This is a genomic window from Ruegeria sp. CL5 (assembly GCF_056536485.1).
Genome location: NZ_JBQFPS010000001.1, coordinates 148,951 through 174,438 on the forward strand (window position 1 = coordinate 148,951; position 25,488 = coordinate 174,438).

At 55.0% G+C, this 25,488-nt stretch carries 28 protein-coding genes and 1 tRNA gene; 7 read left to right on the forward strand and 22 right to left on the reverse strand.

What is annotated here, in order from left to right:
- Window positions 1–38: 38 nt before the first annotated feature.
- Together ACR0IU_RS00730 and ACR0IU_RS00735 are read left to right on the forward strand one after the other, a co-directional pair.
- The gene (locus ACR0IU_RS00730; protein WP_170539713.1) at window positions 39–1,268 is read left to right on the forward strand and encodes an acyl-CoA dehydrogenase; all 1,230 of its coding nucleotides are present in this window, start codon (window positions 39–41) and stop codon (window positions 1,266–1,268) included.
- Between the two features lie 133 nt (window positions 1,269–1,401).
- Window positions 1,402–2,169: an SDR family oxidoreductase gene (locus ACR0IU_RS00735; protein ID WP_480714911.1), complete on the forward strand. Its 768-nt coding sequence runs from the start codon at window positions 1,402–1,404 to the stop codon at window positions 2,167–2,169.
- Here the strand turns inward: ACR0IU_RS00735 and ACR0IU_RS00740 are convergent.
- Genes ACR0IU_RS00740 through ACR0IU_RS00755 form a run of 4 tightly spaced genes read right to left on the reverse strand, consistent with a single transcriptional unit; the run spans window position 2,145 to window position 6,205 of the window.
- A complete protein-coding gene (locus ACR0IU_RS00740; RefSeq protein ID WP_480714912.1) occupies window positions 2,145–3,032 on the reverse strand; it encodes an acyl-CoA thioesterase in 888 nt (295 codons plus the stop codon). The two genes, ACR0IU_RS00735 and ACR0IU_RS00740, sit on opposite strands and share 25 nt — an antisense overlap.
- A gap of 48 nt (window positions 3,033–3,080) precedes the next feature.
- On the reverse strand, window positions 3,081–4,298 hold the full coding sequence (locus ACR0IU_RS00745) for a serine hydrolase domain-containing protein (protein WP_480714913.1): 1,218 nt from the start codon (window positions 4,296–4,298) through the stop codon (window positions 3,081–3,083).
- A 27-nt stretch (window positions 4,299–4,325) separates the two neighbouring features.
- The gene (locus ACR0IU_RS00750) at window positions 4,326–5,360 is read right to left on the reverse strand and encodes a phosphotransferase family protein (protein ID WP_480714914.1); all 1,035 of its coding nucleotides are present in this window, start codon (window positions 5,358–5,360) and stop codon (window positions 4,326–4,328) included.
- A gap of 26 nt (window positions 5,361–5,386) precedes the next feature.
- On the reverse strand, window positions 5,387–6,205 hold the full coding sequence (locus ACR0IU_RS00755) for an SDR family NAD(P)-dependent oxidoreductase (RefSeq protein WP_480651297.1): 819 nt from the start codon (window positions 6,203–6,205) through the stop codon (window positions 5,387–5,389).
- A gap of 128 nt (window positions 6,206–6,333) precedes the next feature.
- Here ACR0IU_RS00755 and ACR0IU_RS00760 point away from each other — a divergent pair, with 128 nt between their 5' ends.
- The 3 genes from ACR0IU_RS00760 to ACR0IU_RS00770 all read left to right on the forward strand — a co-directional run bounded on the left by ACR0IU_RS00760 (window position 6,334) and on the right by ACR0IU_RS00770 (window position 8,665).
- Entirely contained in the window at window positions 6,334–7,335 is a 1,002-nt protein-coding gene (locus ACR0IU_RS00760; RefSeq protein ID WP_480714915.1) for an NADPH:quinone oxidoreductase family protein, read from the forward strand.
- A 131-nt stretch (window positions 7,336–7,466) separates the two neighbouring features.
- The gene (gene aroQ / locus ACR0IU_RS00765) at window positions 7,467–7,916 is read left to right on the forward strand and encodes a type II 3-dehydroquinate dehydratase (protein WP_010440129.1); all 450 of its coding nucleotides are present in this window, start codon (window positions 7,467–7,469) and stop codon (window positions 7,914–7,916) included.
- On the forward strand, window positions 7,913–8,665 hold the full coding sequence (locus ACR0IU_RS00770) for a LuxR family transcriptional regulator (protein ID WP_170770871.1): 753 nt from the start codon (window positions 7,913–7,915) through the stop codon (window positions 8,663–8,665). Before aroQ ends, ACR0IU_RS00770 begins: the two co-directional genes overlap by 4 nt.
- A 371-nt stretch (window positions 8,666–9,036) precedes the next feature.
- Here the strand turns inward: ACR0IU_RS00770 and tsf are convergent, their stop codons facing one another.
- From tsf to ACR0IU_RS00795, 5 genes are all read right to left on the reverse strand, one after another.
- Entirely contained in the window at window positions 9,037–9,912 is an 876-nt protein-coding gene (tsf, locus tag ACR0IU_RS00775; protein ID WP_480714916.1) for a translation elongation factor Ts, read from the reverse strand.
- A 76-nt stretch (window positions 9,913–9,988) separates the two neighbouring features.
- On the reverse strand, window positions 9,989–10,774 hold the full coding sequence (gene rpsB, locus ACR0IU_RS00780; protein WP_480714917.1) for a 30S ribosomal protein S2: 786 nt from the start codon (window positions 10,772–10,774) through the stop codon (window positions 9,989–9,991).
- Window positions 10,775–10,940: 166 nt separating this feature from the next.
- Window positions 10,941–11,777, reverse strand: a complete 837-nt coding sequence (gene olsA, locus ACR0IU_RS00785) for a lyso-ornithine lipid O-acyltransferase (protein WP_480714918.1) — start codon at window positions 11,775–11,777, stop codon at window positions 10,941–10,943.
- Between the two features lie 4 nt (window positions 11,778–11,781).
- Window positions 11,782–12,537 (reverse strand): L-ornithine N(alpha)-acyltransferase, encoded by a 756-nt coding sequence (gene olsB, locus ACR0IU_RS00790; protein WP_480714919.1) that lies wholly within the window; start codon window positions 12,535–12,537, stop codon window positions 11,782–11,784.
- Between the two features lie 106 nt (window positions 12,538–12,643).
- Complete coding sequence (locus ACR0IU_RS00795) at window positions 12,644–12,826, reverse strand: DUF3553 domain-containing protein (protein WP_010440107.1); 183 nt, start codon at window positions 12,824–12,826, stop codon at window positions 12,644–12,646.
- Window positions 12,827–12,868: 42 nt separating this feature from the next.
- Between ACR0IU_RS00795 and ACR0IU_RS00800 the strand changes: the two genes are divergently transcribed.
- Window positions 12,869–13,465, forward strand: coding sequence for a histidine phosphotransferase family protein (locus ACR0IU_RS00800; RefSeq protein ID WP_480714920.1), 597 nt, complete (start codon window positions 12,869–12,871; stop codon window positions 13,463–13,465).
- On the opposite strand, the gene ACR0IU_RS00805 is transcribed toward ACR0IU_RS00800, so the two are convergent.
- The 9 genes from ACR0IU_RS00805 to ACR0IU_RS00845 all read right to left on the reverse strand — a co-directional run bounded on the left by ACR0IU_RS00805 (window position 13,462) and on the right by ACR0IU_RS00845 (window position 20,912).
- The gene (locus tag ACR0IU_RS00805; protein ID WP_480714921.1) at window positions 13,462–14,724 is read right to left on the reverse strand and encodes a glutamate-5-semialdehyde dehydrogenase; all 1,263 of its coding nucleotides are present in this window, start codon (window positions 14,722–14,724) and stop codon (window positions 13,462–13,464) included. The two genes, ACR0IU_RS00800 and ACR0IU_RS00805, sit on opposite strands and share 4 nt — an antisense overlap.
- 34 nt (window positions 14,725–14,758) lie before the next feature.
- Entirely contained in the window at window positions 14,759–15,865 is a 1,107-nt protein-coding gene (gene proB / locus ACR0IU_RS00810) for a glutamate 5-kinase (RefSeq protein WP_170470191.1), read from the reverse strand.
- Window positions 15,853–16,887 carry a GTPase ObgE gene (gene obgE / locus ACR0IU_RS00815; protein ID WP_480454882.1) on the reverse strand — a complete coding sequence of 345 codons (1,035 nt, stop codon included), beginning with the start codon at window positions 16,885–16,887 and terminating at the stop codon, window positions 15,853–15,855. Before obgE ends, proB begins: the two co-directional genes overlap by 13 nt.
- Window positions 16,888–16,924: 37 nt before the next feature.
- Entirely contained in the window at window positions 16,925–17,461 is a 537-nt protein-coding gene (locus ACR0IU_RS00820; protein WP_010440096.1) for a GNAT family N-acetyltransferase, read from the reverse strand.
- On the reverse strand, window positions 17,458–18,066 hold the full coding sequence (locus tag ACR0IU_RS00825) for a LysE family translocator (protein ID WP_010440095.1): 609 nt from the start codon (window positions 18,064–18,066) through the stop codon (window positions 17,458–17,460). Before ACR0IU_RS00825 ends, ACR0IU_RS00820 begins: the two co-directional genes overlap by 4 nt.
- Window positions 18,067–18,161: 95 nt before the next feature.
- Entirely contained in the window at window positions 18,162–18,431 is a 270-nt protein-coding gene (gene rpmA, locus ACR0IU_RS00830; protein ID WP_010440093.1) for a 50S ribosomal protein L27, read from the reverse strand.
- 11 nt (window positions 18,432–18,442) lie between these two features.
- A complete protein-coding gene (locus tag ACR0IU_RS00835) occupies window positions 18,443–19,054 on the reverse strand; it encodes a 50S ribosomal protein L21 (RefSeq protein ID WP_480714922.1) in 612 nt (203 codons plus the stop codon).
- 209 nt (window positions 19,055–19,263) lie between these two features.
- Window positions 19,264–20,070 carry a DUF2059 domain-containing protein gene (locus ACR0IU_RS00840; protein WP_170778607.1) on the reverse strand — a complete coding sequence of 269 codons (807 nt, stop codon included), beginning with the start codon at window positions 20,068–20,070 and terminating at the stop codon, window positions 19,264–19,266.
- Window positions 20,070–20,912, reverse strand: a complete 843-nt coding sequence (locus ACR0IU_RS00845) for a DUF2059 domain-containing protein (protein ID WP_480714923.1) — start codon at window positions 20,910–20,912, stop codon at window positions 20,070–20,072. The genes ACR0IU_RS00840 and ACR0IU_RS00845 overlap by 1 nt, the downstream gene beginning before the upstream one ends.
- 123 nt (window positions 20,913–21,035) lie before the next feature.
- Between ACR0IU_RS00845 and ACR0IU_RS00850 the strand changes: the two genes are divergently transcribed.
- Window positions 21,036–21,125 (forward strand) — tRNA-Ser (locus tag ACR0IU_RS00850).
- A gap of 173 nt (window positions 21,126–21,298) precedes the next feature.
- Here ACR0IU_RS00850 and ACR0IU_RS00855 read toward each other — a convergent pair.
- The 4 genes from ACR0IU_RS00855 to ACR0IU_RS00870 form a co-directional block, all read right to left on the reverse strand.
- On the reverse strand, window positions 21,299–22,915 hold the full coding sequence (locus ACR0IU_RS00855; RefSeq protein ID WP_480714924.1) for a recombinase family protein: 1,617 nt from the start codon (window positions 22,913–22,915) through the stop codon (window positions 21,299–21,301).
- Window positions 22,912–23,352, reverse strand: coding sequence for a DUF2924 domain-containing protein (locus tag ACR0IU_RS00860; RefSeq protein ID WP_480605693.1), 441 nt, complete (start codon window positions 23,350–23,352; stop codon window positions 22,912–22,914). The genes ACR0IU_RS00855 and ACR0IU_RS00860 overlap by 4 nt, the downstream gene beginning before the upstream one ends.
- Entirely contained in the window at window positions 23,349–23,576 is a 228-nt protein-coding gene (locus ACR0IU_RS00865) for a DUF3489 domain-containing protein (protein ID WP_480605690.1), read from the reverse strand. The genes ACR0IU_RS00860 and ACR0IU_RS00865 overlap by 4 nt, the downstream gene beginning before the upstream one ends.
- 410 nt (window positions 23,577–23,986) lie before the next feature.
- The gene (locus ACR0IU_RS00870) at window positions 23,987–25,456 is read right to left on the reverse strand and encodes a DUF1214 domain-containing protein (RefSeq protein WP_480714925.1); all 1,470 of its coding nucleotides are present in this window, start codon (window positions 25,454–25,456) and stop codon (window positions 23,987–23,989) included.
- Window positions 25,457–25,488: the final 32 nt, after the last annotated feature.

Genomic DNA, 25,488 nt, shown 5'->3' on the forward strand with positions numbered 1-25,488 from the left:
TTATGATTGTACAAACCAATTCCTGCCGGAGAAACAAAATGAATGCTCCAGATACAAAACCGGTCCTGCGCGCGAAGGATGCACCCGAACTTGGCAGTTTCAACTGGGATGATCCATTCCGCCTGTCTGACCAGTTGGAAGAGGATGAACGCCTGATCGCCGACAGCGCGCGTGCTTATGCTCAAGAAAAACTACAGCCGCGCGTTACGCAGGCTTTCCAAAACGAAGAAACGGATCCAGAAATCTTTCGTGAGATGGGCGAAATGGGTCTGCTCGGCACGACAATTCCTGAGGAATACGGTGGAATTGGTGCCGGTTATGTCACCTATGGCCTGGTAGCGCGCGAAGTCGAACGTGTGGATTCTGGCTATCGTTCGATGATGTCGGTGCAAAGCTCGTTGGTGATGTATCCAATCTATGCCTATGGCAGCGAGGAACAGCGGCGCAAATACCTGCCGAAACTGGCCAGCGGAGAATGGATCGGCTGCTTTGGCCTGACGGAACCGGATGCGGGTTCTGATCCGGCGGCAATGAAAACCCGCGCCGAGAAGATTGATGGTGGCTATCGCTTGACCGGCAGTAAGATGTGGATCTCAAACGCGCCGATTGCCGACGTTTTTGTGGTCTGGGCCAAATCCGATGCGCATGACGGTAAGATCCGCGGATTTGTGTTGGACAAAGGTGCCAAGGGATTGAGCGCTCCGAAGATCGAAAACAAGTTGAGTCTGCGAACCTCGATCACCGGTGAAATCGTCATGGATGGTGTTGAAGTGGACGAGGGTGCCTTGCTGCCTCATGTTCAAGGCCTAAAGGGCCCGTTCGGCTGCTTGAACCGCGCACGCTTTGGTATCAGTTGGGGTGCGATGGGTGCGGCGGAATGTTGTTGGCACGCAGCACGTCAATACGGATTAGATCGGAAGCAATTCAATCGCCCTCTGGCACAGACCCAACTTTTTCAGCGCAAACTAGCAGAGATGCAAACCGAAATCTCACTCGGCTTGCAGGCAAGCTTGCGTGTCGGACGTTTGATGGATCAGGCCGAGGCTGCACCTGAGATGATCTCGATCATTAAACGCAACAATTGCGGTAAGGCGTTGGACATCGCTCGAATGGCGCGTGATATGCACGGCGGCAATGGGATATCGCTCGAATTCCAAGTCGTGCGCCACATGATCAATCTGGAGACCGTCAATACCTATGAGGGGACACATGACGTCCATGCATTGATCCTGGGGCGGGCGCAAACAGGTTTGCAGGCGTTTTACTGAAGCTTTATCGATTAAACGTATAATCGGTATTATGTAAATAATCGGGTGGATAAACCACAGCTGCCTAATCCGCATTGGCTGTGGTTTCCCAGGATGTTACGCTGTGTTTGAAATGTAGAACACGGATATCGTGATGGATCTAAATGGAAAAACCGTTGTAATCACCGGTGCAGCAAGTGGCATTGGCAAAGGTCTTGCAGAACGGTTTTCAAAGGAAGGCGCACATGTGGTCTGTACGGATATCGATCTTACTGGCGCGCAAGTCGTGGCCGAGAAAATCGGCGGCGATGCAATCAGATGTGATGTTTCCAAAGAAAGCGATATTCGAAAGCTGATCGATGTAGTCGAGGATACCATTGCTCCGATTGATTTGTTCTGTGCCAACGCTGGCATTCTAACGTTTGGTGGGCTTGACGTACCTGACACGGATTGGGAGCGCATCTGGCAAATCAACGTAATGTCGCATGTCTGGGCTGCTCGGCATCTGATCCCAAGGATGGTTGCGCGTGGTGGCGGTTACATGATGTTTACTGCATCTGCCGCTGGACTGCTCAACATACCCGGCGCTGCGCCGTATGGAGTAACCAAGCACGCGGCCGTAGGATTTGCTGAGTGGATCGCTCTGACATATCGCGACCGTGGCATCCGAGTTTCTGTTTTGTGTCCGCAAGCTGTGCGGTCGGAGATGATGCGTGGATATGAAGATTCTGTTGCCGCGTTCGACGGAATAATTGAGCCTGCTGAAGTTGCACAATCCTGTGTTGAGGCAATTACTGCCGAGCGTTTTCTGGTTCTTCCGCATCCGCAAGTCTCTGATTACATGCGCATGAAGATCGAAGACTATGATGGATGGTTAAGTAATATGAATAAGATTAATCAACGCTTTATCGGTGATATCTGACGTGACCGACGCCGTCTGAGCAGGCCTTCTTGCGCGACTGACGCAACCAGCTTTCCGTCCTGAGAAAAGATCGATCCGCGATTGAAGCTGCGCCCCTGCCCTGTCCATGGTGATTCCATTGAATAAAGATGCCAGTTTTGAAACTTAACGGGTGCATGAAACCAAATGGCGTGGTCCAGACTGGCACCGTCGATTTCACCAGTAAACCAACTCAGCCCATGGGGCCTCATCCCGGAAGTGAGCAGCCCCATATCTGAGGCATAGGCCAAGAGAAGATGTTGCGTAATCGTGTCCGCATCATTCGCCGCACCCATGCGAAACCAGAGATAGTTCTTATCATCTGCCTTTGAGGGCGTGAACAGGTCCAGAGGATCAACTTCGCGCACTTCGATGGGACGTTCACGCAGAAACTCTGACTTCAGCTTGTCCCGCACGCGGCCAAGATACTTTTGCCGCAGATCGTCACGCGATGGATGGTGTTCTGGACCATCAACATTGGGAATCGGATGCTGATGATCCCACCCATCATCCTGTTTGTGGAATGAGGCGGACATGTTCAGGATCTGTTTGCCATGCTGGATCGCAACCACGCGACGGGTCGTAAATGAACCTCCATCTCGTGCGCGATCCACTTGATATATAACGGGAATGGACGGATCGCCGGGGCGAATGAAATAAGCATGTAGCGAATGACACAGGCGATCTTCAACCGTCCGGTAGGCTGCCGCAAGCGCCTGTGCAATCACTTGACCGCCAAAGATGCGCGTTGGCGTTTCACCGCCTGAACCGGTGCCGCGGAATAGATCGACTTCGAGCCTCTCGATATTCAGCAGATCAAGCAGTACACGTTCGGCTTCGGTCATCTTGGGGTCTCCTGCATCCAGACTTTTCCGGTATCATTCGACAACCGATCATTCAACGAGTGCTGCATGCACAAGGGCCTTCAATTCGGCGCGCGATGGATAGGAGCTGGACGGCGAAAGCTGAGTGAAGAATACGGTCGTCAGATCATTGACTGGATCGACCCAGAAATACGTCGATGCCATACCACCCCAGCCGAAGTCACCAACCGAACCAGGGCATTTGGCAAGTGCCGGGTTTAGAACCACCGCTCCTCCGATACCGAAACCTGTCCCGTCCATGGGTTGTTCCGCGAAACTTTGCGGCCCCATTGATGCAATGTCGGCCGGTAAGTGATTGCGAAACATAAACTCCATCGTCTTTGGCCCCAGGATTCTCACGCCATTTCCTGTTCCTTTGCTCCGCAACACTTCGGCGAATTTACTGAAGTCGTCGATCGTACTGATCAGCCCGCCGCCTCCGGAAAAAGTAGTCGCCGCCTCGAATGGAGATTGCCCGAAATTATCCACCAATCGGAGTGTTTCGCCGCCTGATTTTGCGGCGTTCAGCGCCATCGCGTCACCTTCCAACGGGGTGTAGAGTGAGGCAAACCTGTCCCCTGCCCCATTAGGCACTGAGAACGCGGTTTCATTCATACCCAGGGGCTCAAAGATATGTTCAGTCAGAAATTCGTCGAGCGATTTGCCTGATACCACTTCGATCACGCGCCCAAATACATCTATTCCGACCGAGTATTCCCATCGCGCACCGGGTTGAAAGGCCAGTGGGAGTTGCGCCAACAGCTTAACCCTTTCTGACAGAGGGCCTTGTTGTGGTGAAAAGATCAGATCAAGGTCGTCCATGGCCTTGGGCAGCAGGCCGGGATTGAACGGGTAACTCATCCCGCTGGTATGGGTCAAAAGCTGATGCAAGCTCGGTGACGGCGCATCCTCAGTCTGATCAAGACTAGTTGCGTCCGGAATAAGGGCCCTCATGGACGAAAATTCAGGCAGAAACTCGGAAACTGGAGCGTCGAGATGAAACAATCCCTGTTCGACCAGAGTCATAAGGGCAACTGAGGTCACCGGTTTCGTCATCGAATATATCCGAACCAAACTATCACGTTGGAAGGGAAGGTCGTTCTCTATGCAACGCCGCCCACAAGTATGAAAGAACGCCTCTTTCCCGTGCTGGCGGATCAGAAGCGCGCTGCCCGCATATTTGCGCTGGTCCACATACCTGTTCATCCATTTGCGAATATTGGCCAATGAGGTCGGATCAAATCCCATGAGGCAACTCCGTTTGGGTCAAACCGCTTACGCCTCGCTGCGTAGAGCAGACAAGCCATGTTGGGCAAAGATTGGGACATAGGCACCAAATGCCTGTGCCCGCTTCGGATCAGATGCATTTCCGTCAAGTGCGCGCTTGTAAACACCTTGCAGAATTCCAGCCATTCGAAAGAAATTGAAAGCAAGGTAAAACCCAAAGTTCTCGATCGCTGGAATGCCGCGACGTGCGCAATAGTTTGCGACAAAGGCGCGATCTGTTGGTAAGCCAAGGTTTTCTCGGTCTACGCCCGCCAATCCGCGCCCCTCTTTTCCCGGAGGCAGCTGCCATTGCATGATAACTGCCGCGAGATCCGCATATGGGTGGCCGATGGTCGACAATTCCCAATCCAGGACCCCGATGCAGCCTGTGCCATTCGTTTCAAACATCAGATTGTCGATGCGATAATCCCCGTGCACCAACGTCCTTTGGTTTTCATCCTCGGGAACTTGATGCTCGAGCGCGGTAATCAACTGGTTCATGTCTGGGATAGTTTCGGTCTCAGAAGCACGATATTGCTTGGTCCAGCGGGCAATTTGCCGTTCGAAATAGTTGCCAGGTGGCCCGTAATCCGAAAGACCAACTGCATCGATATCGACCATGTGTAACTCAGCCAGAACGCGGTTCATTTCATCAATCACGCCCGTACGTATGTCGTTGTCTTCACCCTTCATGACCGGATCTACAAACGTACGCCCTTGCAGATATTCCATTACGTAAAAAGCCGACCCTATCACCCGGTCATCTTCGCATAGCAGGTGAACTTTCGGCACGGGCACATTGCTGCCAGCAAGCGCGCTCATGACGCGAAACTCGCGATCCACTGCATGGGCTGATTTCAGCAGAACCCCCGGCGGCTTGCGCCTTAAAACATATGCCTCACGCGGTGTGCTGAGCAAATATGTCGGGTTGGATTGGCCTACGGTGAACTTTGTCGCCTTCAATGGACCGTGAAACCCATGAAGATGAGAGTTAAGATAGGTCTCAACTGCGTTGATATCTAATGTACTATCGGTTTCTTTCATCTACCAATCCTGCGGTCGATCTGGGGCTAAAGAGCATCGGCAAAGATGTTACCCCCTGTCTGGACGTTGATCCCGCCGGATACCGGCAACACCGCACCCGTGATGTAGCTGCCACCGCGGCCACACAGGAACAACATACAGCCCGCGATATCTTCGTCACGACCCACGCGACCCAACGGTACCGCCTTGCCGACACGCTCGCGCTTACTTTCATCTTCGGTTGCAAACGCGGTCATGCGCGATACGAACGGCCCAGGCGCCAGAGCATTTACTGTGACACGATACGGCGCAAGTTCCTTGGCCATGATTTTTGACAGGTGAATCACCGCGGCTTTTGACGCGGAATAGCTGTAGGCCCCGTCACCCATCGGGACCTCGCCCATAACCGATCCAATATTTACGACCCGTGCTGGATCATCGTCGCTGGCTGATTTCATTAAAAGCGGTAGTAGCTTTTGGGTCAGATCGAATATACCTGCGACATTGACGGACATCACTTTGTCCCACGCCGAGTGGGGAAACTGGCCCATCGGTGCGCCCCAGGTAACACCAGCATTATTCATTAATATTTCAATAGATTGCGTTCGTTTGTTGACCTCACCAACTAATGCATCAATACCCACTTCGCTGCCGATATCGCCTGCAAAACCTTCTGCAGATCCGGCGGTGCCTAACGCGTTCAACTCTGCCGCAACCTGTTCACATGCATCACCCTTGCGCGAGGCAATCAGAACATGAGCACCGGCGCGAACAAGCGCCTCGGCTGCCATCCGGCCAATACCCGTGGCCCCACCTGTCACCAGCGCAGTTTTTCCGTTGAGTGAAAACAATGTCTCGGGCGTCATGAAATCTCCTTTCAGGTGATCTGCTCTTTGCGCCTATCGTTTGAGACCCAGAGCGGCGGTCATCTTGACAATACGTTCGTGTAATCCAACGATTTCAATTCAAACGAAGCAAGGGGCAAGTGGGGCATATGCAGACATTACTCAGCGTCAAACCGGGCGGACCAGAAACATTGGAGTTGACCACCCTGCCCGATCCCGTGCCAAAGGCTGGTGAGATATTGGTGCGAATACACGCGGCCGGAGTGAACTTTCCAGATACGCTGATGATCCGGGACCTTTACCAGATGAAGCCTCCTCGTCCATTTGCCCCAGGTGGCGAGATTGCAGGTGAGATCACCAGCGTCGGCAAAGATGTCGTTGATTTCTTGCCCGGTGATCGTGTTCTGGCGCTGACAGGACATGGAGGGTTCGCCACGCACCTGACGCTCAAACCAGCGACGGCGATCAAAATCCCGGATGATATGCCATATGAAGACGCCGCGTGTTTCATATTCACGTATGGCACGTCTTACCATGCGCTCAAAGATCGAGCGCAGCTGCTCTCGGGGGAAACCGTACTTGTGCTTGGCGCATCGGGTGGCGTTGGCTCTGCCGCGATAGAGCTTGCCAAAGCCATGGGTGCGCATGTGATCGCGGCAGTTTCGTCCGAAGAAAAAGCACAGTTTTGCAAAAACGTTGGTGCAGATAAAACACTGATTTATCCACGAGATCTGGACCGAGCGGCGCAAAAGGCGCTGTCTGCCGAAATCAAATCGCTGGCCGGTGGCGAAGGTGTGGACGTGGTCTATGACGCCGTTGGCGGGGACTACGCCGAACCTGCCTTGCGCAGTTTGGCGTGGGGAGGCCGATATCTGGTCGTCGGTTTTCCAGCAGGCATTCCCAGCATTCCGTTGAACCTGACGCTGCTCAAAGGATGTCAAATCGTCGGCGTGTTTTGGGGCGCGTCAGTGTTTCGGGATCCGAAAGGGCATTCTCAGAATGTGGGTGAACTGTTCAAAATGTATCGAAGCGGTGCCATCTGCCCTCGTATCAGCGCCCGGTTCCCACTTGAACGCGCGGCGGAAGCGATCGCCAAGATGGACCAGCGCAAAACTCTCGGTAAAGTTGTGGTCACAATGGGAACTAAATGAGCTGATATTCATTCAAAACTTTAGATTCTTACCAATATGCGACACAACCACTCGCGCCAAAGGGGCGATGATCGCTGGACGCCTCAAATTTTCGGGTTTATGAAAAAGAAGAAGATGGGGACAGTTTGAATATGCAAAAAATATTGGTTCTGAATGGTCCGAACCTGAATCTGCTGGGGACGCGGCAGCCCGAGGTTTATGGATCAACGACCTTGAAGATGATTGAGGATCTGTGTGTTGCTCATGGTCAGGCACTGAATCAGACGATCACGCATATTCAAACCAACCACGAAGGCGCATTGATTGATGCGATTCACGCAGCACGCGGCGAACAGGATGGAATCGTCTTGAACGCGGGTGGATACACCCATACGTCGGTCGCGCTGATGGATGCGATTTCTTCCGCCGAAGTCCCGGTTGTAGAGGTTCATCTGTCAAATATTCACGCGCGCGAAGTGTTTCGACACAAATCATACGTCGCCCCAGTTGCCATTGGTCAGATTTGTGGATTCGGCGCACATAGCTATGTGCTTGCGCTGAATGCCCTTGCGGCCCATTTGGCTGAGGGGGGCACTGGATGAACCTCAACGATTATCTGAACTTTCTGAGCTATACCAAGACATTGGAAGAGCTGTGGGATGCCCACTGCCGCCAGATGGCAAAGTTCGGATTTGATCGGTTGCTGTATGGTTACACCCAGTATCGCACGGCGACATCATTGGGGGACCCCGAGGATTTCGTCATCCTGTCCAACCACTGCAAAGATTACCTTGATGGGTTCCTCCGCTCGGGATTGTATTTTCACGCTCCGATGTTGAAATGGGCCTTGGATCATGAGGGCGCGGCAAGCTGGAGCATGATCAATGACATGATGTCCAGCGGTGTTATGACACCCGAAGAACTTAGGGTTTATGAGTTTAACAAATCTTTGGGTCTTACATCGGGTTATACGGTCAGCTTCAACTCGGTTTCGATGCGAACCAAAGGCGCGATCTCACTTGCAGCCCGAATGCATGATCAGGATGAAGTGGACGAGATCTGGCAGGAACACGGCAAGGATATTTTGCTGATGAACAATGTTGCTCATCTAAAAATCCTTACCTTACCGTACAACGCTCCGAACCGCGCTCTGACTAAGCGGCAGCGAGAGGCGCTTCAATGGGTTGGGGATGGAAAGACCACTCAGGACATCGCGTTGCTTATGGGTTTGACTGCCGCGACGGTGGAAAAGCACCTAAGGCTGGCGCGCGAGGCGCTTTCGGTTGAAACCACAGCGCAGGCTGTGCTTAAGGCGACTTTGCATAACCAGATGTTTGTAATGGAAGCCTGACCCTGATTTGACGCTACATTGCGTCAAATTGACCTAGGGTAAGGAATACATGACTTTCCGAATCTCCCCCATAAATTGCAAATTGGTATTGTTCCGTGAGTGGTGGCTTTAGCCAGGGAACGTTTTGATTGGATCTTTGTAATACCAAAGCTCTCTGATCGCTCTGACATAGAGGCGTCTATTCGTCCGCGTCGCTTTGTCGGAATTTTTGAGGGGCCCTTCCATCCCCATCATGCAGGGCCCCTCAATCTCCTCTTTTCCTTGATGTTGTTTACTGCGCATTGAAAAGCTGCCTAGCACAAAAAAACCCGGCTGCATCGCAACCGGGTTTTTTATGGATTGCAGCCCCTCAGTGAGGCTGCATTTTATCTTTAGCCTTGAGCTGCCTTCGCAACTTCGGCTGCGAAGTCTTCTTTTTCGACAACGATGCCTTCGCCTACTTCCATCCGGACAAATCCGGTGATGGTTGCACCCGCTTCATTAGCCGCAGCTTCGACGGTCAGGTCAGGATTCACAACGAAGTCCTGGTTCAGCAGAGTCGACTCGGCAACGAATTTTTTCATACGACCGACGATCATCTTATCGATCACCTGCTCCGGCTTGCCGGATTCGCGGGCGATGTCCATCTGGACCTGCTTCTCTTTCTCGACAACTTCCGGGTCCATGTCCGCCTCAGACAAGGCCGCCGGGTTCACTGCTGCAATGTGCATTGCAACCTGCTTGCCGAAGGCTTCATCGCCGCCAGACAGAGCAACAAGAACGCCGATTTTGCCCATGCCGCTGGTTGCAGCATTGTGGACATAGGACACGACAGTGTCACCGCTCAGCTTGGACATGCGGCGTACCGACATGTTCTCACCGATGGTGGCGATCTTGTCAGTCAGGGTGTCTGCAACCGACTTGCCGCCCAGATCCGCTGCCAGCAGAGCTTCGACATCATCGACGCCTTCGGCTGCATAGGTGATCTTGCCGACCATTTCCTGGAATTCGCCGTTTTTCGCAACGAAGTCGGTTTCCGAGTTCACTTCGACTGCAACACCGTTGCCGCCGTTGACGTGAACGGCCACCAGACCTTCGGCGGCGGTACGGCCCGATTTCTTGGCTGCTTTGGCCAGGCCTTTGGTGCGCAGCCAGTCAACGGCTTCGTCCATGTTGCCGCCGGTTTCGGTCAGCGCTTTTTTTGCGTCCATCATGCCTGCGCCGGTCGAGTCGCGCAGTTCTTTTACCATTGCTGCTGTGATTGCCATCTTTTGGCTCTCCTCAATTCAAACGGAATTGGGGCAGGTCTACCCTGCCCCATATGTCATTTACGTGACGGGCAGCTTACGCTTCGGCTTTGGCTTCCGGCGCGGCTTCTTCTGCGGGTGCTTCTTCAACCGGAGCTTCTTCGAATGCACCCAGATCAACACCTGCAGCACCCATCTGTGCGGTCATGCCGTCCAGAGCGGCGCGTGCGGCCAGGTCGCAGTACAGGGCAATGGCGCGCGCTGCGTCGTCGTTGCCGGGGATGATGTAGTCAACACCGTCGGGCGAGCAGTTGGTGTCGACAACAGCCACAACCGGGATACCCAATTTGTTGGCTTCGGCGATGGCCAGCGCTTCTTTCTTGACGTCGATGACGAACAGCAGATCAGGAACGCCGCCCATCTCGCGGATACCGCCCAGCGATGCCTGCAGTTTGCCTTGGTCACGTTCCATGCCCAGACGCTCTTTCTTGGTCAGGCCTTCGGCACCCGCTTCCATCGCTTCGTCGATCTGGTTCAGACGATTGATCGACTGGGAAACAGTTTTCCAGTTGGTCAGCGTGCCGCCCAGCCAGCGGTGGTTCATGTAGTACTGAGCCGACTTTTCAGCGGCTTCAGCGATCGGGCCAGCAGCCTGACGCTTGGTGCCTACGAACAGAACGCGGCCACCTTTTGCGACGGTGTCACGAACTGCCTGCAGAGCCTGATCCAGCATCGGAACAGTCTGGGTCAGGTCCATGATGTGGATACCATTGCGCGAGCCGTAGATGAACGGGCCCATGCGGGGATTCCAACGCTGTGTCTGGTGACCAAAGTGAACGCCAGCTTCCAACAGCTGACGCATGGAGAACTCGGGAAGAGCCATGCTATTTTCCTTTTCCGGTTTACGCCTCGGCGGGGGTGAAAGAAGCGGATGCTCCAACCGGCGGGCCAGATAAGGATGTCTCCCTCAAATGACCCAAACCCCGCCTGCGGGTTTGAATGGCGCGCGTATATGACAGGATTTGAGACAGTGCAAGGGCCAAATGCCCTTATTTTTCAAGCCGCGCCAAGCTGTGAGCGTGCCGCACGGCCTGTTCGCAATGTGCTGCCAGAGCTTTACGGTTCTCAAAATCGCTGACCTTGGCGGGCTCATGATATATTAATTCCACCCAACCTTGTCGTCGCGCGCCCAACGTCTTGAGCAGATGCGGTCCGAAATCCATGTCACCCCACCAACCGTAAAAACGTGCAGGCTGCCCTTTGGGCGCATGAAAAATGGCCGAGACGGGTTGGACATACATGAATTCACGCAGCTCATCCGTAAAGAACGCGGCGAAAAGCGTTGTTTTGAATGGCAAAACTCGCAAACCATCTGTCGAAGTGCCCTCTGGGAAGAACAATAGCTTATGCCCGGCCTTAAGGCGCGCTTCGAATATGCGGGTCTGTTCGCGAGCTTTTTGGCGATTTCGCTCAATGAATACCGTACCGGTTGCTTGTGCCAACCAACCAATCCCCGGCCATTTCGCCACCTCGGCTTTCGAGACAAAGTACACGCGTTTGCGGGCATTCAGCGCAAAAATGTCCAGCCACGACGTGTGATTTGCGACCACGGCGCCACGTTCCCGCATCAACTCACCAGAGCTATGAAATCCTATCCCGAGGATCCTGAACGCGTTGCGGCAGACAAATTGACTGATGAAAGGTGTAACTGGTCGCTGAACGCCACATAATGGACGTTCGATCAAGCGTATCGACAGCAGAACGATCAGGCCCCCAAAAACTAGCACCGCCAGAGGGACGCCGCGCAAAAACACCAATATCCAGCCAAGAACACCAAGTTCGATCGGATCAGGTTCGTCTTCGCTCTGCCATGAGGGATCGCTCACCTCGTTACGCTCCACTGTAAATGCGTCGCTGACGCGCGTTCATGCGGGTGGTGTCGAGGATCAGGCACACATCGGTTGTATTGAATGCATGATCGATAAAGGCCCCCTCACCGACGAAACCACCCAGACGGAGGTAAGCCTTGATCAGGGATGGCACCTGAACCATGGCGGCACGACGATCCAGGGCATTGACCGGGAGAAGGTCCATGGGCTGAAACACGCCCGGCTGTGCCCGGACCCTAAGGTCTGGAGGGGCTAGATGGTTGTGATGCAGCATCGATAGCGGCTGTGCCAGCTTCTGGACATCGGTGCCATGAAAGCTTGCGACGCCGAACAAAACTTCGATTTCGCGCTCCGTGACGTAGGCCGCCAGCCCATTCCACAGGTGATACATCGCGGTGCCACCGCGGTAATCCGGATGCACGCACGAGCGCCCAAGTTCCAACAGTTTGCGCCCGCTTTGCTTTAAAACGGTGAGGTCATATTCATCCTCGGAATAGAACTGCCCCAATTCGGCCGCTCGCTCACCGGGAAGCAATCGATAGACGCCGATAACCGCGCGCGTTGAATCATCGATGGCCAGCATATGATCGAAATGCGGGTCGAACCGGTCTTTCTCGAGCCCGAACTCGTGGTCCACCATCTCACCACCGCCGCCGAGTTCACGCACAAAGACGTCGTAACGCAGACGCTGGGCTGAGCGTTGTTCAGCCTCGGTTTCAGCAAGTTTTACGGTGAATGAGGGGCCTTTATTCGGCATCAATATTTGGTCCGTTATTTGTGATTGCGCGCTGATAGCGCGATTGCATTACGAAAGGCAACAAGCCCGCGTTTCGCCTGAGTTGTTAACCTTTCCTAAACCAGTTTCACGGATCAAAGACCGGCATCAGGGCTATGCGTGTCCCGTCGATTACCACTTTCCCCTGCTCGCGAAAGTTTACGGTGATCTTGCCCCCGATATTGGACTGCACCTGTCCAACGCCCCAATCGGGGAAATCGGGGTGGCGGACATACATGCCCGGTGCAAGAATGGCATTCAGATCTGTCATATTGGGCTCCGGGTCCTGAGGCAGATGCAGCAGGAGGTACGCATGGGCGCTTCAGACGTCAACCTGGCCGAATTGATCGGCTCTCGGATCTGTCATGATCTGATCAGCCCAATTGGGGCAATCACCAACGGGCTTGAACTGTTGGAGATGGTTGGCGCAGTCCAGGGTCCCGAGATGGAGCTGATTACCGGCAGCGTCGGAAGCGCGCGCGCGCGCATCCGGTTCTTTCGCGTGGCCTTTGGGGCAGCCAGTGATCAACCGCTGGGAAGAACTGAGGTAATTGAACTGCTGAAGGATCTTGAAAAGGCGAGCCGGGTTCGGATCACATGGAACCTGACCGAACCCGTGCCGCGCAATCAGGTTAAACTCGCCTTCCTCGCCGTGATGTGCTGCGAAAGCGCGATGCCGTTTGGTGGTGAGGTGGAGATCGAAACTCGGGGTGATGCGTGGACTGTGACAGGAACAGCCGACAAACTGAACCTCGACCCCGATTTGTGGAAAGGGGTTTCAACCGGCTGTTTTGCCAGCAAAGTCAGTCCGGCACATGTTCAATTTGCACTGTTGCCCGATACCGCCGCTGCGATGGGGCGTCGGGTTGCGGTAGAAACGACCACAACCCTGGTGAAACTGAGATTCTAAGCCCTCGTCGTTCCGTTTCCACGAACCAGATATTTAAAGCTGGTCAACTGAGCTGCCCCGACAGGTCCGCGAGCATGCATCTTGCCCGTGGCGATGCCGATCTCGGCACCCATTCCGAACTCGCCACCGTCGGCAAACTGGGTTGAGGCGTTGTGCATCAGTATCGCGCTATCGAGGCGTTCGAAGAAATGCGCTGCAGCAGCAGTGTTCTCTGTCATGATGCAATCTGTATGGCTGGAACCATACGTATTGATATGATCGATCGCAGCATCGATGTCAGCAACAGGCTTGGCTGCGATGATGCTATCCAAAAACTCCTTGCCCCAATCCTCATCAGTTGCGGCAATAGTGCGATCATTGGCCAAGATGCCTTGTGCATGTACCTCGACACCCGCCGCTTGAAGCGCCGCAATGACGTCACGCCCAAGCGTTTCCGCCACGTCCTGATGCACCAACAAACACTCCGCAGCACCACAGATGCCAGTGCGCCGCGTCTTGGCATTCAATACCACATCCAGCGTCTTCTGAGGGTCTGCAGCCTTATCGACATAGATATGAACAATGCCTTCAAGATGGGCAAAGACCGGCACGCGCGCCTCGCGCTGCACAAGACCGACCAAACCTTTGCCGCCGCGCGGGACAATGACGTCAACGTAATCTGTCATCGTTAGCAGCTCTTGCACTGCGGCACGATCACGGGTCGGTATCAGTTGGATTGCATCTTCGGGCAGGTTGGCGGCCTTCAGTCCTTCGACCAAACAGGCATGAATAGCGGTTGACGAATGAAAACTCTCGGACCCGCCGCGCAAGATTACTGCATTGCCCGATTTCAGGCATAGCGCACCCGCATCCGCCGTCACATTGGGGCGGCTTTCATAGATCACTCCGATCACACCCAAAGGCGTGCGTACACGCTGAATGTTCAGACCCGAGGCCATGTCCCATTCGGCCAGAACCTCACCCACCGGATCGGCCTGTTCAGCCACGGTTCGCAAGCCGTCAACCATACCTTGAACGCGCGCCTCATCCAGCATCAGGCGGTCCATCATCGCGGGGCTTAGGCCCTTCTCGCGACCAAACTCCAAATCTTTCTTGTTGGCCTCAATGATATCATTGCGATTGTTCCATACGGCATCTGCAGCCGCGATCAACGCCGCGTGCTTTCGTTCGGCGCTGGCAAATGTCAGTTCGCGCGAAGCCAATTTCGCGCGTTTGCCGAGGTCTTCCATCAGGCTGGGAATACTGTCGAAGTCTTTCATCTCGTAAGCCTTTCAGGTGGTTCTCTCTATTCTATCAAAGCGCCAGATCATCGCGATGGATTAACACTGCGCGGCCCGGGTAGCCTAGTGTGGTTTCGATTTCAGAGGACTTGCGCCCCTTGATCGCGTCGGCCTCTTGCGCGGTATAGCGGCTGAGGCCTTGCGCCAGTGGTCGCGCTGCTGGGTCTAGGATCGTAACTGGGTCACCGCGTCCAAATTCGCCGGTCACTTCAACAATTCCAACAGGAAGAAGGCTTTTACCGTTTGTCAGAGCTGTAACCGCACCATCATCGATCATGATCTCACCACGCGGTTTCATGGCCGATATCCAGCGTTTCCGGGCAGCATGCGGATCAAGTGTTGCTGTAAACCAAGTGCAATTCGCGCCGTTTTCCAGCGCTTTCAGCGGGTTCAATGTTGACCCTTCAGTTATTGCCATGGTGCAGCCGGCAGCCGTTGCCATCTTGGCGGCGAGAAGCTTGGTTTTCATTCCGCCTTTAGACAGACCCGATCCCGCATCACCGGCCATGGCCTCGATCTCGGGCGTGATCTGGTTGATCACCTCGTATCGAGTTGCGGTGGTATCTTCGATCGGGTTGCCAGTATAGAACCCGTCAACGTCTGACAACAAAATCAATTGATCTGCGCCGACCGTCACGGCGATCTGTGCAGCCAACCGGTCATTGTCCCCATACCGAATTTCATCGGTCGCCACTGTGTCATTTTCGTTAACGATAGGCACAACACCTAACCCAAGTAATGTCTCAAGCGTCGCGCGAGAGTTCAGGTATCGCCGCCGATCTGCACTGTCCTCTAGCGTCACCAAAACCTGCGCGGTCTTGATGTCATGTGGCGTTAATACTTCTTCATACGCTCGGGCCAACCGAATTTGACCAACAGCAGCCGCAGCCTGTGACTGCTCTAACGGCAGGGTTTGCATTGGCAATCCAAGAACTCCACGCCCAAGCGCGATCGAGCCTGAAGATACCAGGATGACATCTGTCCCCTGCCCTTTTAGCCATGCCACATCCTGTGCGAGCGATTGCAACCACTCCAATCGCAACTGGCCGGTATTCCGATCCACCAGCAAGGCGGACCCAATCTTGACCACCATGCGGTTTGCGGCGGTCAGGGTTGCCAAGGCTCTGCCTCCTCGGTGGGTTTTTGCCGCAGGCGGTTTTCATCAATCTGTGCCCGCAAAGCGCGCAGCACTTCTGTTACACCCAGATGCGCAACACCAGACATCGTCATAACCGGGCCACCCACGGATTGCTCGAGCTCTTCCTTGGCAAGCTCAAGTTCTTCCTCATCCAGAGCGTCAACCTTGTTCAGAACGGTGATACGCGGCTTGTTCGCAAGCTCGCCGCCATAGGCCTCAAGTTCGTGAATGATGGTGCGGTAATCTTCGGCGACGGTTTCGGACGTGCCATCGACCAGATGCAGCAGAACGGCGCAGCGTTCGACATGGCCGAGGAAGCGATCTCCAATCCCACGCCCTTCGTGCGCGCCTTCGATCAGGCCGGGGATGTCTGCGACGACGAATTCCACGTTATCTACGCCGACAACGCCCAGATTTGGGTGCAGCGTAGTAAAGGGATAGTCAGCGATTTTGGGCCGAGCGTTTGATGTTGCGGCCAGAAAGGTTGACTTGCCCGCATTGGGCATCCCAAGCAGACCCACATCCGCAATCAGCTTCAGGCGTAACCAAATCGTGCGATCAATCCCCGCCTGCCCCGGATTGGCACGGCGTGGAGCCTGATTGGTGGCTGATTTGAAATGGAGGTTACCGAACCCGCCGTTGCCACCTTTGGCTAACAGGACCCGCTGACCAACTTCCGTCAGGTCGCAGATCACGGTCTCTTCGTCTTCATCGAGAATCTCGGTTCCGACAGGCACACGTAGGATGATGTCATCACCATCCTTGCCAGTACGCTGCTGACCGCGCCCGGGTTGACCGTTTTTGGCGAAGAAGTGCTGCTGGTAACGGAAGTCGATCAGGGTGTTTAGTCCGTCTACGACCTCGGCCCATACCGAACCGCCCTTACCGCCGTCCCCGCCATCGGGTCCGCCGTATTCGATGTACTTTTCGCGTCGGAAGCTGACGCAGCCGCCACCTCCGGCCCCGGACCGGATGTAGACCTTTGCAAGATCGAGAAATTTCATAGCTGTCCCCTACTGCAAAGGCCCCATCGGCCACAAGTCAGAGTTTCTTTGTATACGTCCAGGTGGGCACATTCGCATCGCGCGCCACCGAATAAGTTTCCGCATCGCCAAGATACTGGAACCCGCAATGAGTCAGCACCCGAGCTGAGGCCGGATTGTCCTGAAACACGCTGGCGAACATGGTCGCGTTTTCCAGCGGATTGGCTTTGACCAGCGTTTCAACAGCCAAAGATGCAATGCCTGTGTTCCAATAAACCGGCGCGACCCAATAGCCGATTTCGGATTGATTGCGATCCAGCTTTTCAAGCGAAATCAAGCCAATCAGCTCGGGCCCGCCATCTTTGGTCGCATCCATCGCCCAAACGTCCTCGTCCCGCTCGTCCGACATGGCGCGCGTTACGAACGCCTCGACAGCTCCGGGCGGCAGCGGATGGGCGATCCGCGTGGTCATGCGCGCGACACGTTCATCGCCGGCGTAGTGCTCAATTAGTCCCATATCCGACCGGCGCAGGGGGCGCAGGTCGAACCGCTCGGTTTCAATGACCGGCTGATTTATTATTGCCTCAAGTTTCATGAGTGCGTTCCTCCTCCGAACAACACAAAAAGTACGGACGCAACTGTCAAACTGGCTAACGTCCACATCAGATATTTTTCGGCAGGCCGACCTTCAACCGCATGGGCGATCCGATCTCCTGCAAATGTCCAAATCGGGTGCAACACGATCTGGCAGATCAACAAACAGAGAGCGATCGTGAGAGTCGCCTCAAAACTCGGTGTCCCTGCGGCCACAAATCCAGTGAAGCCCGCAATAATCATCGCCCAGGCCTTGGGATTAAGCGGGTGTACAATTAACCCCGCCAGAAATCCGGGCACTTGCTTATCCGTTTGACCGCGAGAAAGCCGCAGATTGGCGATTTTCCACGCAAGCCAGCAAATATAGGCAGCCGAAGCATATTTGAGCGCCTCAAACACCAGCGGCGCCTGATCGGCCACTTGCATCAGTCCGAAACCAACCGGCCAGATGATCAACTGCTTGCCCAGAATGACCCCGCCTACAAACGGCAGTGCCGACCGAAACCCATAACGCGCACCTGTTCCCAGCAGGACCATGTTGGCTGGTCCCGGTGTGCCAACCTGCGAGGCGGCAAAAATCAGGAAACTGGTGGTTGCGACTGTCATCGGCTCTGGTGATCACGACTGCGTTAAAACGAAAAAGGGACCGGCACTTTGTGCCGGTCCCCCATGAATTTTTCTTAAACCTTCTGGGTTTCGGCTTACTCTGCGGCCTCCGCCACTGGCAGGACCGAAATAAAGGTGCGGTTTTTAAGTCCCTTATGGAACTTCACGGCGCCATCGACAGTTGCAAAGATTGTGTGATCTTTGCCCATACCTACGCCTTCGCCCGGCCAGAACTTGGTGCCGCGCTGACGTACGATGATGTTGCCTGCGATGGCTGCCTGGCCACCATACAGTTTCACGCCAAGGCGGCGACCTGCTGAGTCGCGACCGTTACGGGAGGAACCGCCAGCTTTTTTATGTGCCATTCTCTCTCTCCTTAGCCTTGAGCCAGCTCTTTGGCTTGCTCAACCCATTCGGGTTTCACTTTGATGGTGTCGATAGCAGCAATCTGCTCATCCGACAAGGCGGCCAGAGCGGCAAAGCTCTCGATACCGGCCTCAACCAGCTTTTTGGCAGCGGCAGGGCCGACACCGTTCAGCTTGGTCAGATCGTCAGCAGCAGCAGCGGCGGGTGCCTCTGCTTTGGCTTCGGCTTTCTTGGCAGGCTTTGCAGCAGGTGCCGCTTCGCCAGCCGGAGCTGAACCGGTTGCAGCTTTGATGCCCGACTTGTCAGCGCCCGACGACAAGATGTCGGTGATTTTGACCAGTGTCAGCTTCTGACGGTGGCCAACGGTACGCTTTGAGCTGTGCTTACGACGGCGCTTGACGAACTTGATGACCTTTTCACCTTTGATCTGTTCGACCACTTCGGCCTGTACGCCTGCGCCTTCAACGAAAGGTGCACCAACAACCGGAGCGTCACCGCCCAGCATCAGAACATCGTTGAATTGAACTTTTTCACCTGCGTCGGCAGCCAGCTTTTCAACGCGGAGGATATCACCCGCCTGAACCTTGTACTGCTTGCCGCCAGTCTTGAGGACCGCAAACATGCGTCTTTCCTTTGTCTAACCGCGTTCTGTGGTCCCCGGTTGGGTGTTTCTGGCTTTCGCCACCTCGAACAGCGCGCCCTTTTCGGGCAGTGTGGATGACCCTTATCGCGTTGCTATCGGGTCAAAGAATAACGATACCCGGCGCGGAAAACCGGCCGGGATGCGCGCTTATCCAAGCATTGCCTGCCAAAGTCAACCCAAAACCGGGATCAAAGTTCTGAGGCGCTCATTGCCTGCGCAACGGCCTGGCCAAGCTGGTATGAGATGCTGTTGAGCATCTCGTCAAAACTCTTGAACAAAGCCGCGTTTAGGGCGCGTCCGGCATCCGTGCGCGAAAAGGCAATGTTCTCGCGCAATTGCGTTTCATTCAAAGGCCGATAGGCTAAAAGAAGAAATGAGTACATCCATTCCGTCGTTTCTGCCTTGGTCTGCTCATGTTGGGACAGCAATTCATCCAACACGGATGCCTCATCCAATGACCCGTTCTGTCCCGAGGCGAGCCCACGGTAGAAACTGAAGTCTGCACTTATCGTTCCCCGGACATTCTGTTCGATTAGGTCATTAACTTGTACGTACTCGTCCACCAAACGAAAAAACATGTCTTCACGATCAGTCTCAAAATAGGCCGTTCGCGCCATCTGATCGATCGTATCATCCGCCAGAGCCTTCCGTGCTGAATTTTCAAGAGAAACAATGCTCTGCCCAAGATCGCTTTCGAAAAAGATCGAAGACTGTTCCAATTGTGCATTGGTCATTATGCGCCCAACCGATTGCGACAGGCGTTCGTACATGGATGACGGATCATACAATTCAGCAACCTGAGCCTGAAAATACGACCCTCCCGATCCGCCTAGCATCGACTCGTCAATCGACTTCCCTTGGTCCAAGCCCTCTTCGCTTAGTATTTCCAGGAAATCCGACAAATGCATGGCCTGCATCAACCGTTCAGCCTGCTGATTGGCTGCCAAGGGCACTGCCCATACGACCAACAAGATCGCAGCGGCGAGAACGCGCATCAAATATCCTGCGCCGGACGAAGCTCGGCCATGCGGGCGGCCAAGACCTCAAAGCGCATTGCCATGATCTCGTATTGGATCGCGTTCAACAGCTCATACACCTCTTGCATCAAAGGTTGTTCCAAGGCCTCGACATAAGCGTCGACATCATCATCTGAGAATTCTTGATAGGTGTAAGCCGCGCCGGCCAATGCTGACAGTTGCAGCGACCGACGCATATCGCCTTCGTTGCGGCGCATCATTTCACGCAGCTCATCCCCATTGAGTTGCAAGTCGATGATGCCAGACGCACTGGCCGCCATCAAAAACCGAACCTGAATCTCCTGCAGTGCACGTAAGGAAGTGCCGCTTGCATCTACAGCGCGGTTCATTCGTTTCAGGCTTTCGACGCGGGAAGATCCATTTTTGATGAGCTCGGACACAATTTCCTGCCCCGCAAGCTGCTTCGCATCATCATCTTCATCCGAATGAGCCGCGTTTTCGGCAACGACGAGTCTTTGCCCCAGCGCGGATGCATAAAATGTCACAGCATGGTCCAACGCCTCGTCGCTGAGCGTCTGCTCGAGGATTGAAACAGCGGTATCGTACATGAGTTCTGTATCGAATACTTCTTCAGTCAGTCGCGTCCAATCTGAACCGAAACCGTCGGGGTCAATTCCCAGCATTTGCGGGGCCGAGGCAGACGCATGCGCGATACTTTCCAACGCAACATCAAACCCTGTTGTAGTCAGAAATGCCTCAATCTGGTCTCGGCTGGCGGCATGCGACTGCGCCGTCATGGCACCTAGCGAAAGAAGCAGAAGTACAACACTGATGGTAAACTGGCGTAGATGGTAGGTCATACCCATCAGCCTAGGAGTTTTCTTGTCTCTGGCAATGGAAAATCCCAGGATCACTAAATTCCGGAATTTTCCCCTTGCGCCCCTGCCCGTTCACCACTAAATCCCCCCTTCACAGACCCCCGCGGAGAGGTGCCGGAGTGGTCGAACGGGGCGGTCTCGAAAACCGTTGTGGGTGCAAGCCCACCCAGGGTTCGAATCCCTGTCTCTCCGCCACACAGTCCTGTCTCGACAGTTGATTTCCACCGGCGCCAAAATAGTCCCGCATTTCCGGGGACTAGCGGGCGGTGGTGCATCCAGAGACCGACAGTGAGACCCGAATGCAGGCCCTTTCGGCCAAGAGTCTCAGCTTCCCTTTTCCAGAGTAGACTTAGCGATGCGTGGGATGCTCAGAGCTGCGCGAGGATATTGTCCTGTTCGGCCCAGGATGCCGGAAGGCCGTGACGGCGGATCCAGTTGGTAGTTAGGATCGGCGGTTGGCGACCTTCACAGATCAGGCGAACAAGCTTTGGTGACAGGAACGCAAAGTTCAGCATCGCTCCGAGATAATTTACCGCAATGCCGTCTCGGGCGGCAATGGTGGCAAGGTCCTCGCCCATGCACAGAGCTTCACGCCAGGCTGATGCCCGCGCAATATTGGAGATCAGGATATCATCTCTGGCGGGTTGTCCAGCACCGATGACCAGCCGGTTCTCGACGCCACGGCGACGCTGCCGGAACGGCAGTCGCAACGACAGCGCTTCCGATGAGATGCTGGTCCGTGCAATCTGCATCCTCCTTGCGATCTCACCGGGATCGAGATCGATCGCAACGGCGCCATCCGCAAACCTTGCCGCTCCTACGATGCCCAGAACCTGAAGCCCGAGCGCATCTGCGTCTGACCTAAGCCGATCGATCACCTGCACGCGGCTCTCCGCTATGTCACCGCGATCGATGCATTCCACGAGGTGCTTCTGCAAAGAGCTGGCAAGATCTCTCTCCAGCCGGTCCGCCGGAATCCGCCATCCGGTGCCGTCATCGGATGCTCCGGTCACGAGTCGCCGAGAGACATAATAGCGATAACGTTTGCCACCATTACAGGCGTGCGACGGGGTCAGACGATCCCCGGTCTCATCAAAGATCTTGCCCGCCAGCGGTGATACATGGGCTGTGGCAGGCTTGTTGCGTAGTTTGGCCGAGCGATCCATCAGCCGGGTCTGGATGGCATCAAAACGGTCGGGATCAATGATCGCTGCGTGCTGGCCTTCATGCACTTTGGCCTTGTGGCGGATGCGCCCTGCATAGACTGGGTTCGACAACACGTGATGGACCTGGCCGCGACCCATGATCGATCCGCCGCGGGGTGTTCCGTCTCGGCCAATCCGTCTCTTTGATCTCAATCCGAGCTTCGCGGCTTCCTTTGTGACCGACGTCACCGTGCCCAGTTGTTCGTAAAGGTCGAAGAGTGCCCTAACCGTCTCTGCTTCCTTTGACACAATACAAAGTGTTCGGTCTGCCGCCACATATCCGAGTGGAACATTTCCCCCCATCCACAAGCCCTTCTTCTTCGACGCAGCGATCTTGTCGCGGATGCGCTCAGCGGTCACTTCCCGCTCGAACTGGGCGAACGACAAGAGCACGTTCAGCGTGAGCCGCCCCATGCTGGTTGCCGTGTTAAAGGACTGGGTCACGGAGACAAAGGACGCCCCTGCCCCATCGAGCGTCTCGACGAGCTTTGCAAAGTCTGTGAGCGACCGCGTCAGCCGGTCAATCTTGTAGACGACGATCCGATCGATGCGGCCTGAGGCGATGTCTGCCATCATCTGTTGCAGTGCCGGGCGATCGAGATGCCCGCCTGATATGCCGCCATCGTCATATCGGTCTTTGACCAGAACCCAGCCCTCGTGGCGCTGGCTAGCGATATAAGCCGCGCAGGCTTCATACTGCGCGTCGAGTGAGTTGAAGTTCTGATCCAACCCCTCCTCGCTCGACTTGCGGGTGTAGATCGCACAGCGGGTCTTTCTCATGCCGATCGCTTCTTTGCCAACCCAAAGAAACGCGGGCCCGACCAAGCTGTGCCGGTGATCCGTTTGGCGACAGCAGAGAGCGAGCGGTACGTCGTGCCATCCAGCACATAGCCTTCGTCTGTCACTTCAACCCGATAGGTTCGGCCATTCCACTCCCGCACCAGGTGCGTGCCAGTCGACGGGGTCGCGGCACCCACATCACCGGCACTCTTGCCTCCGGCAATGGCTTTGAGTGCGCGCTGTTCTTTCGGGCTCAACCCGCCAAGAGCCCGCGCCTGGATCTCATAGGCCAGCAACCGTCTCAGTGTTTGGACCCGTAAGCGAGATGGCAGCGTGATCCCCGGCACGGCCGCCAGTGCTTCGGTACAAGCGGCGTGGTCCATGTGGGCGATCTCCCGAAGTTGTTCCGGGAGATCGCGGGTCCCTTGCCCGCTCATGAAACGGCGTCGATCCGATAGGCCGGTGTCTTTCCGCTGTGGTGGAGGGTGATCTCAGTTCCGTCCTTCCTGAGGCGGGAAATCGCGGCCCTAATGATATGCGGCTGCCAGTCCAGCGCCTTCTGAAGCTGCCCGACAGTGGCGCCTCTTGGGCGCCCGAGAAGCCCCACCAGCCGGGCCTTCTTCGTTTTGCTCGCTGCAGTCTTTCCTGTTTGCGTTGTCATGTTTGTCTCCTGTGGTGATCGTTGCTGGTCCATCCAGCGCCCCGCACCGCTACAAGCCCGGGAAACCGGGCGGAGACTGGCGACATGAGTGCGTCACCACAGCACCACACACGCTCACTATGCCCGCGTAGTCCAGTCATTTGTCCAAAGTTGGAGAGGGTCCGCCCAACTTCCCAGAAAACATTGTGAGCAAACGCCAGTCGCACCGGCTAGTGGTGCTCGACTGGGACAAAGCCAAGGCCCCTCAGCTCCAAAACCCGCCATTCGTTCAAGACACAGCGAACAACAGCTACGAGCCCAAAGGCGACGATGCTGTGAAACTGTCAAGTGTCAGCATTGCGCAGTCACCAGACAAAGCAATACTACTAGCGCGGCAGAAAAAAAGGCTCCCGAAAGAGCCCTTGGATTCTCTACTTAGTAGAGATGTTCACAACGTCATTCAGCATCCAGTCCTTGAACCAGTCCTCACTCACGGGGCGGTAGAGGCGGAACAGGAAGAACCAATCGTTGGCATTGGTGGCGCTCTCTGTGGTCACCCAATTGGCTTCAAAGCCTTCTGGCACCTCATCAAGATTGGGAGCGTAGTAAACATCGACAGAGCCATCGTCATTCTTCACCATGTTGTCCAAGTCTTTGGTCGACGCCCCGACCCGATCAACGCCGCGATTAAAGTTCTTGGTTTCCATATTGTACACGATAGCCGACCAGAAATCCTCAGCGGGCACATCGGCAGGTACGTTGAGTTTGTAGGTGTCCTCACCATTGAGCATGTTCCCATCTGAATCGCGCAGACCAGTCAGGTAGAAGGTAGCACCGCCCAACTTGCTCGGAAGGAAGGTCACGTAAAAGAAGGTCGCGGCCCTTTTGTCTATGAGGATTTCCGCACCATCCTCAAATGGGAAACCCATCTGGGCCTGAGGACCAAAGTTCCAGAAAGACCACTCAGACAGTTTCTCACCATCTTTAGTCCAAAGAGGAGCAACCGTTTCGCCCTCGGTGACGAACTTGTTCTGCATGTGGGCGTAGGCGAGCTCCAACCCCTCAAGCGCAGCTTTCCTCTGCGTCTCCGTGGGGTCAAACGCTTCACCCTTCTCGATACCGAAGCTTTCCAGCATCGAGTACATGGCGCGGTCCTTTTCTCGGATCGGGTTGTTCTGCACCACATCGTTAATGTCTTCGATAAAGGTCATGTTGTAATACGGCAGACAGTCGTAAGCGAGCTCGGTGGCATCGAGGTAATGCGTGGGCTCGATGGTTCCGTTAACGTCTTCTTCCAACGAGTAGATCTTAATGCCCTTGGCGTGCTCTCCAGCTTCCGCGTGTGTGGCTCCGTTTAAAAGCGTCGGGCGGAACGAAAATGAGACGTCATACGTGTCGTACTTAGGTACAATTATATAGCCCTGTGCTTCCAGCTTTTCCGCCGTGCCGAACGCGCCATCGTAGTCGGGCGGTAAGAACAGGTATTTACCGCCCTTGCCCTCGTCGGCCCCTTTCGATCCAACGTCGATCATCGGGACGTGCCACGCTGAGATGAAGGAGCCGAAATAGTCCACTTTGTCCGTCATTGGCGGGACTTCAACAACCATCGGGCCGTCTTTGGATGTGATCGACCCCCAAGCATAGGCCGTCGTGTCGTTCGCTGTGAGAAAACCCTTCTCGGACCCAAAGGGTTCGGTCACGTAGTTGACAGTATCGTAATCGCCGCCGGCCCGCACGGTGGCCTTGATGAAGTCGACTTGGGCCACAGCTGGCATGTAGTAGATCGCCGCCTGCGTCGCCCGCTGGACCATGATTTGATATTCGATGTCTTCAATCTCAGCCGAGCGGGCAAGAATGTCGCCAGTGTCGGCAAAGTCTGAGCCTGTGGGTGAGACAGCCATAGACGAACTAACGGAAAGAGATAATATGAGAG

What these genes read in the sequence shown, in the direction of transcription:
- ACR0IU_RS00730 (WP_170539713.1), top strand. Translation starts at nt 39, where the DNA reads ATGAATGCTCCAGATACAAAACCGGTCCTGCGCGCGAAGGATGCACCC.
- ACR0IU_RS00735 (WP_480714911.1), top strand. Translation starts at nt 1,402, where the DNA reads ATGGATCTAAATGGAAAAACCGTTGTAATCACCGGTGCAGCAAGTGGC.
- ACR0IU_RS00740 (WP_480714912.1), bottom strand. Translation starts at nt 3,032, where the DNA reads ATGACCGAAGCCGAACGTGTACTGCTTGATCTGCTGAATATCGAGAGG.
- ACR0IU_RS00745 (WP_480714913.1), bottom strand. Translation starts at nt 4,298, where the DNA reads ATGGGATTTGATCCGACCTCATTGGCCAATATTCGCAAATGGATGAAC.
- ACR0IU_RS00750 (WP_480714914.1), bottom strand. Translation starts at nt 5,360, where the DNA reads ATGAAAGAAACCGATAGTACATTAGATATCAACGCAGTTGAGACCTAT.
- ACR0IU_RS00755 (WP_480651297.1), bottom strand. Translation starts at nt 6,205, where the DNA reads ATGACGCCCGAGACATTGTTTTCACTCAACGGAAAAACTGCGCTGGTG.
- ACR0IU_RS00760 (WP_480714915.1), top strand. Translation starts at nt 6,334, where the DNA reads ATGCAGACATTACTCAGCGTCAAACCGGGCGGACCAGAAACATTGGAG.
- aroQ (WP_010440129.1), top strand. Translation starts at nt 7,467, where the DNA reads ATGCAAAAAATATTGGTTCTGAATGGTCCGAACCTGAATCTGCTGGGG.
- ACR0IU_RS00770 (WP_170770871.1), top strand. Translation starts at nt 7,913, where the DNA reads ATGAACCTCAACGATTATCTGAACTTTCTGAGCTATACCAAGACATTG.
- tsf (WP_480714916.1), bottom strand. Translation starts at nt 9,912, where the DNA reads ATGGCAATCACAGCAGCAATGGTAAAAGAACTGCGCGACTCGACCGGC.
- rpsB (WP_480714917.1), bottom strand. Translation starts at nt 10,774, where the DNA reads ATGGCTCTTCCCGAGTTCTCCATGCGTCAGCTGTTGGAAGCTGGCGTT.
- olsB (WP_480714919.1), bottom strand. Translation starts at nt 12,537, where the DNA reads ATGCCGAATAAAGGCCCCTCATTCACCGTAAAACTTGCTGAAACCGAG.
- ACR0IU_RS00795 (WP_010440107.1), bottom strand. Translation starts at nt 12,826, where the DNA reads ATGACAGATCTGAATGCCATTCTTGCACCGGGCATGTATGTCCGCCAC.
- ACR0IU_RS00800 (WP_480714920.1), top strand. Translation starts at nt 12,869, where the DNA reads ATGGGCGCTTCAGACGTCAACCTGGCCGAATTGATCGGCTCTCGGATC.
- ACR0IU_RS00805 (WP_480714921.1), bottom strand. Translation starts at nt 14,724, where the DNA reads ATGAAAGACTTCGACAGTATTCCCAGCCTGATGGAAGACCTCGGCAAA.
- obgE (WP_480454882.1), bottom strand. Translation starts at nt 16,887, where the DNA reads ATGAAATTTCTCGATCTTGCAAAGGTCTACATCCGGTCCGGGGCCGGA.
- ACR0IU_RS00820 (WP_010440096.1), bottom strand. Translation starts at nt 17,461, where the DNA reads ATGAAACTTGAGGCAATAATAAATCAGCCGGTCATTGAAACCGAGCGG.
- ACR0IU_RS00825 (WP_010440095.1), bottom strand. Translation starts at nt 18,066, where the DNA reads ATGACAGTCGCAACCACCAGTTTCCTGATTTTTGCCGCCTCGCAGGTT.
- rpmA (WP_010440093.1), bottom strand. Translation starts at nt 18,431, where the DNA reads ATGGCACATAAAAAAGCTGGCGGTTCCTCCCGTAACGGTCGCGACTCA.
- ACR0IU_RS00835 (WP_480714922.1), bottom strand. Translation starts at nt 19,054, where the DNA reads ATGTTTGCGGTCCTCAAGACTGGCGGCAAGCAGTACAAGGTTCAGGCG.
- ACR0IU_RS00840 (WP_170778607.1), bottom strand. Translation starts at nt 20,070, where the DNA reads ATGCGCGTTCTCGCCGCTGCGATCTTGTTGGTCGTATGGGCAGTGCCC.
- ACR0IU_RS00845 (WP_480714923.1), bottom strand. Translation starts at nt 20,912, where the DNA reads ATGACCTACCATCTACGCCAGTTTACCATCAGTGTTGTACTTCTGCTT.
- ACR0IU_RS00855 (WP_480714924.1), bottom strand. Translation starts at nt 22,915, where the DNA reads ATGAGAAAGACCCGCTGTGCGATCTACACCCGCAAGTCGAGCGAGGAG.
- ACR0IU_RS00860 (WP_480605693.1), bottom strand. Translation starts at nt 23,352, where the DNA reads ATGAGCGGGCAAGGGACCCGCGATCTCCCGGAACAACTTCGGGAGATC.
- ACR0IU_RS00865 (WP_480605690.1), bottom strand. Translation starts at nt 23,576, where the DNA reads ATGACAACGCAAACAGGAAAGACTGCAGCGAGCAAAACGAAGAAGGCC.
- ACR0IU_RS00870 (WP_480714925.1), bottom strand. Translation starts at nt 25,456, where the DNA reads ATGGCTGTCTCACCCACAGGCTCAGACTTTGCCGACACTGGCGACATT.